The following is a 12,447-nucleotide window of genomic DNA, read 5'->3' as shown; positions in this document are numbered from 1 at the left end:
CGTACGAACCGTACGGTCGGGCTCCCCGGCCGTACGGCGGTGGTTCGGTGGATATTAGCACTCACAATGCCTCTACCGCTGAATCTACGGAACCGTACGGACGTACGGGGGGACGTTCGAATCGGTGCCCACGTGACGCACCCGAGTGTGTGTCCGCGAACTTAGCGCGGCGCGCGCGACGGCGCGCATTATGCGGCCGTCCGGGTGCTCGCAGGCGTAGCGGGGTGGCGGCATGAGACTCGTCGACGAGTCCGGGCGCTCCGCCGCTTCCGAGGCGATGACGTTCGCCGACGAGGATTGGCACACGACCTACGAGGTCCCGGCTGAAGACCTCTGGATGCTGCTGAAGGACCTCGAAGCGCTCTCCGAGTGGGCGCTCATCGAGTTCCACCCGACGGGGATCGTTGGGCGAGCGCTCGACAAGTCGCACGTCTCGATGGGTCGGACTGTCATCCCCAAACAGAAGATCGAGACGGCCGGCGCGCACTGCGAAGTCGGCGTGAACGTCGGCGCGATCGACGAGTTTGACGCCATGTTTCTGGCGAGCGGGCAGGATGTTAAGGTCGAGATCGACCGAGCCGACGAGGAACTGACGCTGAAGGAACCGCCGCTCGCAGAGACGCTGGAGATCAACCCTGTGTCGGCGACGCGGTCGCAGGAGTGGATCAACGTCGAACTCGGAACGACCGCCCGGATGAAGGGATGGGAGTTCGCGGGTGCCGTCGACGGCGCGTGTGGAGCGACCGACCTCGGGTTCGTGGTCGAGGCCGACCTGAACGATCTGAACGTCGCGAGCTGCGGCACGCCGTGGGCGACGACGATCGAAGGCGTGGTCACCGAGACGGGGTTCGACACGGCGCGCTTCGGCTCGTGGTTCTGGCCGAAGATCACCGAGCGGGTTCAGACGGAGAACGACGTTGAGGTCCGCTTCGGCAAGGAGAAGCCGATCGTCGTTCAGATCGAGGACCGCGTCGAGTACGCGGTCGCACCGCGAATCACTCCCGACGACGAGGAGAACGGAGGTGACGCCGCGTGAGCCGTCTCGACTGGCCCGCGGGATTCAAGCGGACGCCGGAGTCAGAGCGCGAGCGGAACCGGAGCTTCGAGGCGACGCTCGGCGCGACGACGAAGGAGCTCGCGACGGAGATGGGCCGGATGAACGCCGACGAGTGGCGCGGCGAGATCTCGAACGCTCACACGAAGTCGAACGGGCTCCCGCTCCACAATGCCAACCCGGACGATCCCGGGTTCGTCCTTCGGTGGACTGCCGATAGCGAGCAGTTCGCCGTGGCGTGCGACGCGTCGCCGCGGCTCCGTGATAACGTCCGGTACGTCCTGAAGTGGGTCCACGAAACGCGGATGCGGAGCCAGCGCCCGGTACAGACGGGTGACTCGGAGTTCGCCGCGGCCCGGCTGCCGCCGGGAGACGACGGCGACGTAGTCGCGGGAACTGCCACGAGCCAACCGGCGCACGAGGTTCTCGGCGTCGCGCCGGACGCGCCGGAGACCGTCGTCGAGTCGGCCGCACGGGCGCGGAAGGCGGAGACGCACCCGGACAACGGTGGCGACCGCGAGGAGTTCCAGCGCGTCGTTGAGGCTGAGGAGGTGATGCTCGATGACTGAGGAGGAACGCGTTGCGAAAGCGCCGATCCGCGACGAGAAGCGGCTCCAAGTACTCCAAGAGGCTGAACAGGAACACGGCTCGATGGCGGACGCGGTCCGATACGCGCTCGACAGGCTCGCCGACGCCAGCGAGACGGAAGCGGAGACCGACCCTGATGCGGTCGACGTTCCCACGAAGGCGCTGGAAGGCTACTGGGAACTCGTCGACTGGACCGGGGTCAGCGGACGCATCGAGATCGGGACCGCAGAGTCGGTGCTGGCGAACAAGCTGAACGTCCCGAAGGCGGGCGTTCAGTCCCGAGTGATCAAGCCGTTGGTGAACGAGGGTCTGCTCTGGAGAGACTGGGGCTACGAGGACGTGTGGCTCGTCGTTGGACGGCGAGACGGTGAGGCACTGAACACGGCCGAAGGAGAGCCGAATGCGTCGGAGACGGCCTCGTCGTCGCCGGAAGCGGCGACGGACGGCGGAGCAGTAAGCGAGCGACTCGACGAGCTGGCGAACGGGGAGGTGGAACGATGAGTCCCCCCGTCTCGGCACCGTACGGCTGGAAGCAGGATTCGGAGCCGCCGGCGATCGAGGATGTCGAGAAGTCGCGTGACGACTCGCCGGAGCCCTACGAGGTCGACATTGACGAGCGGCGTGTCGTCTCGGCGTACTGCTGTACGTGCGGGGAAGAGACGACGCTGTTCCTGGAGGTCGGTGAGGACTCGCCATGGGAACACGACGAGCAGCACCCGAGCCACATGATCGACTACTGGAGGGAAGCATGAGCCGGGCAGAATCGGCTCGTGCGGCCGTGGGGACTGCTCCCGGAAGGACCGACGACCGCGGACAGGAACAGCGAGAGCGGCATTCCTCGCGCGAGTGCGAGTGCCCCGCGTGCGACGGGGGGAACGGAGGTCTACGATTCTGTTCGAAGTGCCGCTACAACGGGTGTACCGCTGGGAAAGCGCTCTGTGGAGAAACTACCAATGAGTAAGACAGACGGCTACAAGGACGGGGGTATCACGCACTTCCTCGCGGAAGGACGGCGAGTTCAGCACGGGAAGGGAAGCTACACGGTGACGATTCCGAAGGCGCTCGCGATGGAGTGGGGGCTCGAAGACGGAGACGAGTTGCTGTTCACCGCTCAGGAGGGCTCGACTGAGGCGACGATCCACGAGCCCGGGAGCGAAGGCGGGTTCTCAGTGAGGGCCAACGATGACTGAGCGAGATCGCACCGCGGCGGAGAACCGCGAGTCGGTCGCGACGGACGGCGGAACCGCCACGAGGCAGACTCCGGAGACGGCGGCGACCGAACACCCTACGGTCCTCGACGTCGACGTGGTCGGCGATCGAGCGCTGGCGACCGTCGAGAGGGGTGATGTCTCGATCGTCGTGGAAGCGCCTGCGGGGATCTCCGCCGAAGAGCTGGAGGAGACGCTCAGCGGCGTACCGGAGAGCATCGCGAAGACGACCGAGCGCTTCGCGGCACCGGGGTGTCTTGACGACGAGGCGACCGAGACAAACGAGAGCGCCACCGGAGGTGATGGGGCGTGAGAGTGATCGAAGAGGAGGTGCTTCACCAGGGGCCGATACTCGCGGCGCTCGGCGGTGTCGTTGCCGGGTACATCACCGCGATCGGAACGGGCCGGTACGTCGCGTTAGCCGGAGCGCTGGCGGCGCTCTTCGTCGGGTACGCGCTGAGTATCGGAGTCCTCCGAACGATGTCGCAGTCGACGGAGCGCGAACTCCTATGGAGGTGACCGATGTCGGGAAATGAGGAACTCGCGGACGCGTTTGTCGGCATCGTTGAGGGCGTGCGGCTCGATGTCGCGCACCTACGGGCTGAGTGGCGAGAGCGAACGACTTACGGCCGGGCTCGACTCGCTCCGCTACTTGTGATCTATCCGTTCATCACGACGTTCTACCTCGTCGCGGCGAGCCTGATGTACGGGCTCTTTCGGGGATCGGAGATCGCGGTGGCCGGCTGGGATCGACTGTGCGACGCACGAGCGCGTCTCGAACCGGAGGTCTACGATGGCGAGTGAGCAGTTTGACAGGGAGATCAATCAGATCTCGTGTCCACACGAGCGGTGCGGCAACGAGAATCTTGACACCGTCGACGACGATCCGGATGTCGATTACTTCTGCCATTGGTGCGGGGGGCTGTTCGCAACCGAGGAGGTGGCTGATGGCGACTGACGTGAATATTTGTGATTGTGGCTGGCAAGAGACCGTCTCCGAGGACTCGTTCAACCCTTACCGGCGAAAATGCCCAAACTGCGGGGCGTCGTTCTTCGAGCGGGAGGAGGTTCGCTGGTTCATGCCGCAGCCGGGTGGTAGCGATGACTGATCGATCCGGAGACAATCGTCTCGCAGATACGATCCTCGACACCCTCACCAGTAGCGTCGGTGTGCGAGTCATCGACGAGTGGACGTCGAGCGATACGTACCTGTTCCGCGGGCCACACGGCCGTCTCGAACACCTCCACTACTCCGAAAACCTCGACCACTGGAAACGGGGGCTCTATCAGATAGACGGTGTTCTGCGGTCGAAACTCGTCGATTCGATCGTAGGACACCCACAGTGGAGTGGGTGGCACTACGTCCGCCGAGACAAGCTCGGGGAACCGAAGCCGGTAGTCATCGGGATCTCCGAGCCGTTCCGCTGTAAGGTGTGTGACGAGCGGTTCCCCTCGGGGAACGCGTTCGGATGGCATCTCGCCGATGTCCACGAGATCGATACGGAGGACAAGATGGACTACGCGGTGCCAGAACCCGAAGAACAGCACACGCTCGCGAAGTGGGCAGGTGGTTCGGCATGAGCGATCGATCCACCGACGAGACCACGCAGACGATCGCCGTCATCGGCTGTGGAAACGCGAAGCGCGACGAGGCTTCGCAGGCGAGGGAACTCTACACGAGCAACTACTTCGCGCTCAAGCTGGAGTACGCAGAACACTTCGCCGACCGCGTCGTCATTCTGAGCGCCGAACACGGACTCGTTTGGTCGAAGCGGACGATCGAGCCGTACGACACCACGCTCGACGACTGCGACCGGCAAGTGCTGGTCGAAGAAGTAAGCAGGTCACTCCGGTCGCCGTTTACCGACCACTCGCACGCAGACGAGGTGCTCCTACTCGCCGGCCGCGACTACGCCAGTATCTATCAGGACGCGATCGCCCACGAGGACGAGATCGCCTTCGAGCCGCTCGGGCCGCAGCTCAACGTGGTCGACGTGTTCGCCGAAGCGGACCTCGGCGGTATCGGCGAGCAGATGGGGTGGCTCCGGCGCGCGATTGACAAAGACCTCCGGCAGCCGGACGGTGGCGAGACGGAGCAACAGACAGGGCTCGACCGGTTCGGCGGGCGGACGGTGCCGGTCGCGACCGACGGAGGACAGCATGAGTGAGCAACAGACCGAGAGAGTTGATCGGAGGTGTGTCAACGCCTAAGACGAGTTTGGGATTCTTGTTACAGAATCCCAAACTGAGCCGTTCCCTCCGCTGTACCACTTATAAACGACATCCTGTGAAACACACCGAATTATGGAAACCCAAACTGAAGAGAAAGCGACCGTCTGGCTGAAGCCGGACCAAGTCGACGCGATGCGGAGCGCAACCGTCGAAGCGAGCGCGACGTACCTTGCTACGCGCAACGACGCGCTGATCGCGACGCTGTACGACACGGGGCTCCGGGTGAGCGAGGCGATCGCGCTCGACGTCGAGGACCACGTCGACCTCGACGACGGCGTGATCGCGCTTCCGGCCGGGCTCCAGAAAGACTACCCGACCGACCGATCGCCGAGCTACACCGAGATCGGGCTCGCCGACGAGACCGTGCGGACGCTCCGGATGTACCTCGGCGGGCGGTGGAAGGAGTCGCCGGCGCTGTGGCCCTCGCGACAGGCGGAACGGATGTCGACCGAGTCGGTGCGAAACGTGGTTCGAGCCGCCGCAGTCGCCGCGGACGTGCGTCCGATGACGCTCACCGGGCGCGGCGAGCCGGAAGACGTGACGCCGCACACACTACGCCACAGCGTCGCGTATCGAATGCTGAACGTCGAGGAGGGGAACACGTTCTACGACGTGCGGAACCGGCTCAGACACGCGAGTATCCAGACGACCGAACGCGTCTACGACCACATCGACCGGGTGTAGCAACTCTCGCCGGGATCACTCTTCGATATCTCTTGATCGGCCGGATTACCCCCTCCCTGTGATCGGCCGGTACAGAATTTCTCGCCGCGACTCTCAGACTGAGCCACGCCCGCGCGTATATAAGGTAACGGGAGGGGGAGGGGGAGATCGGGGCGTATCTAGCGATCGACAGCCGTCCCGTTTTGCCCCATCGAGCGGAACATCTCTCTAGGAACTCACTGGCTCTGCCAAAATCCTCAGTAGTTGATAGTTTTCACGCTTTCAATCGGTCAATACAGGGAACTCACGAATCGCTCAAAATACACTCCTCAGTGATCGGCTGCTTCAGGCGAGAATCTGTCTAAAGAAGGGATTTCAACAGAGCCTATTCTTCTTCTTTGGATGTCTGGAACGATTCTTTGAGTGCGTTTCGAAGAATACTGTTATCTAACTCATTTTCTTCAATACCAGTACTGGTTACTCGAAACCCGATTCCCTCATCATTTAGAAAAGCAACAATGAGCGGGTATAGTTCATGTGTATCCATTTCTAGGTCCTGAATCTCGTCCAACTCCTCTATCATATCATACGATACCTCACCGCTGTCGACTTTTTTAGGGTCTAGGCCGATCCACGTGGCTATCGCTCGGTTGTCCTCGTTAGTATAGTGGCGGATAACTTGATAGAAGTCAAATGGATCCTCCGAACGTATGCCACGCTGAACGATGGGTTCTGTCCCTTCGTATCCTCGTTCGCGTATCTTTTTGTCGAGATCTGCGAACTTTGTGGTGTCGTAGACTCTCTCCAAGAGCATATCTCGTTTCTGCCCAACCACCTGCTGCCTCAGATTTTCACGACTGTTTTCGTTATCTTTGCCCATTTTGTATCGCTATTCTAGAATCATGAGTGGCAGATACTAAATTAATCCCCGTATCTAGTACGCTCGCAGATTAGCATACAAATCTACCAGATGGACGTGCGGTCAGCACGCAACTCTCATCAACCGGCTATTTCAGTCAATAATTTATTTGAAGAATGGGATTCCAACAGAGCCGAAATGGACCTCATGCCGAGATCCACTAGCTGGATACATTCAGCGAAGAACTGAAATTATATGTAGGGGTCAACTGCCATGTTATACATGCTTGATTTAACGAAATTCGAGACGGCTTATCTGGTACTGACTCTATTTCTCACTGTTATCGGATATCTCAATCTTACGTCCTTTCTTTCCTTCAGCGAAAGCCTAGTACTCCTTTCATTCTGCGTAGTGCTGTTGCTATTGAGACGAATTGTCGACTGATACGCAGGTTCATTCTACCGGCTGTATCAGGTAAGAATATATCTGAAGAAGAGGATTTCAACAGAGCCAAATCACTGGCCTTGTTGAAATCCTCTTCTTCAGACACATTCTCGCCTGAAACAGCCGGTCGATGAGAATTGCGAAAAGGATAAACTGTTTCTCCTTGGAATATAGCTCTCTCAACGTGATCGATCAGGAATTACGGAGGAATCTCTATAGGGTGGGGCTCATCGTTATTGCTTTCTTCGGAGCAGTTTTTGTTTCTGTCTACCTCGATTCGTATTTCCTCAGCGCCCTCTTCTCGTTAATCGCCGTCGCTGGTGTGTTCCTGCTCTTGAAGTTTCAGAAAGTGTACTCAATCATTATGATCGTTGTTGGAGTTCTCTCACTTGCGTTCGCCGTTTTCGGCTATCTGAATCTCGGTTTCGTAAATATGCCTGTTCTGTATGCCCTCCTCGCAGTACTGGGAATCGTTCGTGGCGGTCAGGCGTATCGAGCAACCGAATAACTGTACTGAGCGATTGGAGACACAAAACTATCAACTTCTGAGGATTTCAACAAAGCCAAATCACTCGTTACGAGCCGGGAACAGCTGACCGAGTTGGTCACAGATCCCGTGATCGCCGACATATCGATCGCTCAGGATCGGCCGGTAGCGGATTCCTCGCGAGGACGCACAGACTGACCCCTGCGCGCGCGTACCTAAAGTGACGGGAGGGGGAGGGGCCGAGGACCGCTACAGATCGGCTTTCGAACCGGGAATAGATCGACCGCCGGCGCGCTTCGGTTTCGAGGGTTCCTCGTCGGAACCGCCGACGTTCATGCCGATCGGTCTGACGCTGATCGCCTCGTCAGACTGAGAGATCATGAGGTGTGCGTCGACTACGCCATCGTCGTCGTCAATGAGACCCCAGCTCCGGAGCGTCTCCTTCGGGATGACCATCCCGCCGCTTCCGTTGCCGAGATCTCGTAGCTTCCGAATCTCACCAGACATCGGTTCAGTCTCAGGCTGGCAGCACTTGAACGCACGAAATTAATGCGTTTTTCTAGTGTATTTGGTGTCACAGATATCCAGATTCGTGGAACGGGTGAATCGGAATTAGTGTCGATCGCTCTCGCGCCGGACCCTACGCACACGCGCGCTTCGGAGTAGATGCGAAGGGGGAGATCCCCCCTACGTCCGGGGCGGCACCGCAGGATCGGTTCTAATCGCTGTACGGGGGCTTCGACTCGGGACCGGCTCGCGACAGTTCAGAATATGTGATTTTCTCCGCCATCTATTTAATCACGCTGACGGGTGGATTTGATATTACATGAGCCAAGCGACGCTCGGGAGTGGTCCCTACCGAAACTCCAGTCTCTTCTCTGGCTACTATCTCGACGAACGCGTTGCCGACCTCGACGACTGGGAATCCGACGACGAGGCCGAAGCGGCGTTCGAAGATCTCCGCGAACTCTGGGAACTGGAGGGCGACTACGTCGCCTCTCACGGCGAGGACGAACTGATCGACCAGTGGATCGGTGAGGTCCTGGAGATCCTCGGGTTCGACACGATCTCCGAGGGAACGCTTCCGGGCGGCGGCGGGTATGTCGACCGGCTCCTCTACGAGTCGAAGGAAGATCGGTACAAGGCTGCTGACCGGAAGCGCGAGGGCGACCGAGAGGGGATGTTCTCGGGAGCGTCCGCGCTGCTCGAAGCCAAACAGTGGGGCCACGACTTCGAGAAGCGATTCAGCGACGAACGGCCCTATCGCGACGCCTCACACCAGGTAAAGTACTACCTCGAACGGACGCCGACTGATCTCGACTGGGGGATCCTCACTGACGGAAAGAAGTGGCGGCTCTACGGGACCAAAGACTACGAGACACAGACCTACTACGAGGTCGACCTACCGGAGCTGCTCGAATCTGGGGACCTCCAGCAGTTCAAGTACTTCTACTGTTTCTTCCGGCCCGAGGCGTTCATCGAGATCGGCGGAAGCTCGTTCCTCGAAACCGTCTGGTCGGAGTCCGAGACCGCCGCGCAGGAACTCGGTGAGGACCTCCAAGACAACGTGTTCACTGCGCTGCGGGTCCTCGGGAAGGGCTTCGTCGAGAACAACGACCTCGGGATCGACCCGGAAGACGAGTCGGCGCGGGCCGAACTGAAAGAGCAGTCGCTCGTGCTGCTGTACCGGTTGATGTTCGTCCTCTACGCGGAGTCGCGCGGGCTGATCGACCCGGAAGAGCCGAGCGCGAACGCGGAGTATCACGAGAACTTCAGCCTCGAAGAGGTTCGGAGCGACATCATCGAGACGGCCGAGGGCGGCGACGTCGAGTCGGGTGCCGTGTTCCGCGACGAGTACAGCACGTTCTCCACGACGATCTGGAACCGGCTCACGCGGCTGTTCGAACTGATCGACGAGGGCGAAGAGGAACTCGACATCCCGCCGTACAACGGGGGGCTGTTCGACCACGACGACCACGAGTTCCTCGCGGAGAACGAGGTCTCGGACCCGGCGATCGCGGAGGTCATATTCCGGCTGTCGACCACGGAGAACGACGAGGGCGAGTACGTCCCGGCGGACTACGCCGACCTCGACACGCGCCATCTCGGATCGATCTACGAGGGGCTGCTCGAACACGAGTTCCGAATCGCGGGGCCGGAGGGGGTCGCCGCGGTCTCGGAGGACGGCGGGCAGGTGTGGAAGCCGGGCGACGAGGTGTCGGTCGCGGACGCGGTTGAGGTCGTAGAAGAGGGCGGGCTGTACGTCGTCAACGACGAGGGCGAGCGGAAGGCCACGGGCGCATACTACACGCCCGACTACGTCGTGACGTACATCGTCGAGGAGACGGTTGACCCGCTGATCGACGAGATCGACGAGGAACTCCGCGAGGAGGGGCTCGAACCGAGTGACTCGGAGTACTTTGTCGAGTTCTACGACGCGATGCTGGACCTGACGATCCTCGATCCCGCGATGGGATCAGGCCACTTCCTGACGAAGGCGACGGGATACCTCACCGAGCAGGTGATGAGCGTCGTTCGCGAACAGGAGATCCAGTCGTTCGACGAGCAGGACATCCGCCGTGATATCTCGAAGGAGGTGATCTACGGCGTCGACCTGAACGGGATGGCGGTCGAGCTGTCGAAGCTCTCGATGTGGCTCGAAACGCTCGCGGCGGACCAGCCGCTCGCCTTCCTCGATCACCACCTCAAGGCGGGGAACTCGTTGGTCGGCAGCGATATCACAGAAGTTCTCTCCGACGACACCGAGGAGAACGGCGGCCAGCTCACGCTCACGCAAGCGTTCGCGAGAGTCCGGCAGGACACGCTCGAACACGTGATGGAGCTGATGTCAGACCTGCTCGCGTTCGACAACGACTCCTTAGAGAGCGTCAAGTCGATGGAGGAGTTGTACGACGAGATCCGCGAGGATCCGTTGTATCAGCGCCTCTTCGAGCTGGCGAACGTCCACACCGCCGAGGAGTTCGGCTGCGACGTACCCGACGACGCGTACGAGCAGATGGCGGGTGCGATCGAAGACGAGGACGACTGGGCGGAGATCGCGGGTGAGGACTGGTTCACGGCGGCGCAGGCGACGGCGGCGGAGCAGGACTTCTTCCACTGGGAACTGGAGTTCCCCGAGGTATTCTTCGACTTAGAGGGCGAAAAGAGGAGTAAAGCAGGATTTGACATTGTCGTAGGGAACCCGCCATATGGGTATCGCAAGATCCCATCTAAATCGAAAAAGTCTTACTATGAATCAAAATACCAGTCACACCAATATAACTTCGAATTTTATATATACTTCACAGAAAGGGCGATAGAATACTGTCGGAAAGGAGGCCATATATCATATCTTATCCCTAATACGTACTTGTCAGCAGACAAGTTTTCCAACTTCAGAAACGTAATACTGGATAAATCAAAAATATCTGAAATATTCTACCTCGGACAGAGCGTATTCAAGAGTGTGACATTAGAATCGGTGATCCAACATCTTATTCCATCTAATGATGAAGGCGATACCAGAATCAGATTCAATCGTGAAAACGGGGATCGCATAGATATCTCTGAAGATTATAGCATTGAACAGTCTAAATTCAGGGAAGCAGATGACTCCGTATTTGGAATTAGTTTATCCCCAAAGCGGAGAGAAATTGTCGAAAAAATGGATAAATGCCAAACTAATCTTGGAGATATAACCTATACGACGGTCGGAATCAACACTGGATATATTCGGGATGTTATGGTTTCAGAGGAAAAGGAAAACAAGAATTCCCACAAAATGGTGTCGGGAAGGAACATCGGTAGATACGAACTTTCTTGGGATGGTCGCTGGATCCAGTATGACCCAGAACTCATCGAAGAGTATGGTGACAAAGCACGTAGTCTTCCTCCAGAGTATATCTTTACGAATGATAAAATATTGTTACAACGCACGCGAAGAGGCCTGAATCGGAAATTGGTCGCAACGCTAGATGAGAATGAATATTATAATCTCAACCGTGTATCAAATGTGGTTCTGGATGACGATCAGGACTACAGACTAGACACGCTTTTGGGGATATTAAACTCTGAGCTTCTGGACAGGTACTTCAACTGGGTATTTGATGAGTATGAGGTGAAGCCTGTCCACCTTCGGAAACTTCCGATAGTTAGCACAGGTGTTGAGATTGATACTGAACAGTTTGTAAGTAGTTCTTCTGAGTTAGTCGAGGACCCTCCCTCTGGTGTGCTTGAGCTTATTGGAGAACTAGCAAGGGCATTGAGCGAATATAAGTCGGATCGGAAGCAGCTGAATCTGAACTTATTACAGTATCTGCGACCATACGTAGGGAACACGGGAATAACGGATATTGGCCTCTTTCAGCCTGCGAGCAACCCTGAGTCGATGTTACATGAAACATCGACCTCTTACGAGAACCTCCGAATTGGCACTGCCACCGTCGATCGCGAGTCCCCTAACACAGTCTTGATCAAGGCCACCGCTCGCTACAAGCCCGACGACGAGGATGCCTACGAAACGGATCGGTGGGGCTACACCGAGACGGACCTCCTGCCTGCGTTCCGGATCACGGACCTCACGGAGACGGAGGCGGACCTGATCGAGCACTTCGTGCCGGTCGCCGTCGACGAGGAGATTGCTGGGTTCTACGAACAAGCGACGAAGACGAACTCGCTGGTCGACCGGTTGAAGGCGATCGAGTTGCCCGACGTCGACGACGTGGCCGACGACTTGGCGAACTACCTCGATACGGTCGAGCGCGCCGAGGAACTCGACCAGAAGATCGCGAAGACCGACGCCCTGATCGACGAGATTGTCTACGAGTTGTACGGACTCACCGACGAGGAGATCGAGATCGTTGAGGAAGCCGTAGGAAAGTGAGGTAGTATCGATCGCTCAACTCGCTGACGA

At 58.7% G+C, this 12,447-nt stretch carries 16 protein-coding genes; 14 read left to right on the top strand and 2 right to left on the bottom strand.

Going from position 1 to position 12,447, the window contains the following annotated elements; translation table 11 throughout:
* Positions 1-232: 232 nt before the first annotated feature.
* From QOL69_RS15180 to QOL69_RS15125, 12 genes are all read left to right on the top strand, one after another.
* A complete protein-coding gene (locus QOL69_RS15180) occupies positions 233-1,036 on the top strand; it encodes a hypothetical protein (protein ID WP_283403845.1) in 804 nt (267 codons plus the stop codon).
* A complete protein-coding gene (locus QOL69_RS15175; protein WP_283403844.1) occupies positions 1,033-1,623 on the top strand; it encodes a J domain-containing protein in 591 nt (196 codons plus the stop codon). The genes QOL69_RS15180 and QOL69_RS15175 overlap by 4 nt, the downstream gene beginning before the upstream one ends.
* Positions 1,616-2,143, top strand: a complete 528-nt coding sequence (locus QOL69_RS15170; protein ID WP_283403843.1) for a hypothetical protein — start codon at positions 1,616-1,618, stop codon at positions 2,141-2,143. Before QOL69_RS15175 ends, QOL69_RS15170 begins: the two co-directional genes overlap by 8 nt.
* Complete coding sequence (locus QOL69_RS15165) at positions 2,140-2,394, top strand: hypothetical protein (protein ID WP_283403842.1); 255 nt, start codon at positions 2,140-2,142, stop codon at positions 2,392-2,394. The genes QOL69_RS15170 and QOL69_RS15165 overlap by 4 nt, the downstream gene beginning before the upstream one ends.
* Positions 2,395-2,595: 201 nt before the next feature.
* The gene (locus QOL69_RS15160) at positions 2,596-2,832 is read left to right on the top strand and encodes an AbrB/MazE/SpoVT family DNA-binding domain-containing protein (RefSeq protein WP_283403841.1); all 237 of its coding nucleotides are present in this window, start codon (positions 2,596-2,598) and stop codon (positions 2,830-2,832) included.
* Complete coding sequence (locus QOL69_RS15155; protein ID WP_283403840.1) at positions 2,825-3,163, top strand: hypothetical protein; 339 nt, start codon at positions 2,825-2,827, stop codon at positions 3,161-3,163. The genes QOL69_RS15160 and QOL69_RS15155 overlap by 8 nt, the downstream gene beginning before the upstream one ends.
* Before the next feature lie 2 nt (positions 3,164-3,165).
* The gene (locus tag QOL69_RS15150) at positions 3,166-3,369 is read left to right on the top strand and encodes a hypothetical protein (RefSeq protein ID WP_283403839.1); all 204 of its coding nucleotides are present in this window, start codon (positions 3,166-3,168) and stop codon (positions 3,367-3,369) included.
* A 3-nt stretch (positions 3,370-3,372) separates the two neighbouring features.
* A complete protein-coding gene (locus QOL69_RS15145; protein WP_283403838.1) occupies positions 3,373-3,654 on the top strand; it encodes a hypothetical protein in 282 nt (93 codons plus the stop codon).
* On the top strand, positions 3,644-3,808 hold the full coding sequence (locus QOL69_RS15140; protein ID WP_283403837.1) for a hypothetical protein: 165 nt from the start codon (positions 3,644-3,646) through the stop codon (positions 3,806-3,808). Before QOL69_RS15145 ends, QOL69_RS15140 begins: the two co-directional genes overlap by 11 nt.
* Before the next feature lie 143 nt (positions 3,809-3,951).
* Complete coding sequence (locus QOL69_RS15135) at positions 3,952-4,431, top strand: C2H2-type zinc finger protein (RefSeq protein ID WP_283403836.1); 480 nt, start codon at positions 3,952-3,954, stop codon at positions 4,429-4,431.
* Positions 4,428-5,018: a DUF6884 domain-containing protein gene (locus tag QOL69_RS15130; RefSeq protein WP_283403835.1), complete on the top strand. Its 591-nt coding sequence runs from the start codon at positions 4,428-4,430 to the stop codon at positions 5,016-5,018. The genes QOL69_RS15135 and QOL69_RS15130 overlap by 4 nt, the downstream gene beginning before the upstream one ends.
* A gap of 136 nt (positions 5,019-5,154) precedes the next feature.
* The gene (locus QOL69_RS15125; RefSeq protein WP_283403834.1) at positions 5,155-5,766 is read left to right on the top strand and encodes a tyrosine-type recombinase/integrase; all 612 of its coding nucleotides are present in this window, start codon (positions 5,155-5,157) and stop codon (positions 5,764-5,766) included.
* Positions 5,767-6,130: 364 nt separating this feature from the next.
* Here the strand turns inward: QOL69_RS15125 and QOL69_RS15120 are convergent, their stop codons facing one another.
* A complete protein-coding gene (locus QOL69_RS15120) occupies positions 6,131-6,625 on the bottom strand; it encodes a hypothetical protein (RefSeq protein ID WP_283403833.1) in 495 nt (164 codons plus the stop codon).
* 607 nt (positions 6,626-7,232) lie between these two features.
* Between QOL69_RS15120 and QOL69_RS15115 the strand changes: the two genes are divergently transcribed.
* Positions 7,233-7,556, top strand: a complete 324-nt coding sequence (locus QOL69_RS15115) for a hypothetical protein (RefSeq protein ID WP_283403832.1) — start codon at positions 7,233-7,235, stop codon at positions 7,554-7,556.
* A 228-nt stretch (positions 7,557-7,784) separates the two neighbouring features.
* Here QOL69_RS15115 and QOL69_RS15110 read toward each other — a convergent pair whose 3' ends face one another.
* A complete protein-coding gene (locus QOL69_RS15110) occupies positions 7,785-8,042 on the bottom strand; it encodes a DUF8053 family protein (protein ID WP_283403831.1) in 258 nt (85 codons plus the stop codon).
* A gap of 319 nt (positions 8,043-8,361) precedes the next feature.
* Here QOL69_RS15110 and QOL69_RS15105 point away from each other — a divergent pair, with 319 nt between their 5' ends.
* Complete coding sequence (locus QOL69_RS15105; RefSeq protein WP_283403830.1) at positions 8,362-12,417, top strand: Eco57I restriction-modification methylase domain-containing protein; 4,056 nt, start codon at positions 8,362-8,364, stop codon at positions 12,415-12,417.
* The last annotated feature ends 30 nt before the right edge of the window (positions 12,418-12,447 follow it).

Origin of the sequence: Halorubrum sp. DM2 (assembly GCF_901686465.1) — an archaeon.
Taxonomy (GTDB): Archaea; Halobacteriota; Halobacteria; order Halobacteriales; family Haloferacaceae; genus Halorubrum.
This window is presented reverse-complemented; position numbering and strand designations above follow the sequence as displayed.